Below are 242 nucleotides of genomic sequence, written 5' to 3'. Positions count from 1 at the left end.
CAATCAAAGGTTTCTAGACGGTCATGCTTGAGGAATTTAGGTTCTCGCAGCGTATCGCCACGGACAATGTCAAAATCTTCCTGGCCGTGCAGAAAGAGGTTCATGCGAGCAATAGCTTCTGTGGTCAGGTTCTTTTCCTGGCCTTTGATTTTTAGCAGGCGTGGATCGCCGCCGTTTTCTTTAACGTGGTGGATGGTTTCCAGCAGCATGCCACCAGTACCACACGCAGGGTCATAAATGCC

1 protein-coding gene is annotated in these 242 nt (G+C 50.0%); it reads right to left on the bottom strand.

All coding sequences use genetic code 11. From position 1 onward, the window contains the following. Positions 1-209: N-6 DNA methylase (locus R0J87_RS23920; protein ID WP_498889524.1), on the bottom strand; the 209-nt coding region annotated here is incomplete at its 3' end. Between the last annotated feature and the right edge of the window lie 33 nt (positions 210-242).

The sequence above is a fragment of the Halomonas sp. SIMBA_159 genome (assembly GCF_046536035.1).
Classification (GTDB): Bacteria; Pseudomonadota; Gammaproteobacteria; order Pseudomonadales; family Halomonadaceae; genus Vreelandella; species Vreelandella venusta_A.
This window is presented reverse-complemented; position numbering and strand designations above follow the sequence as displayed.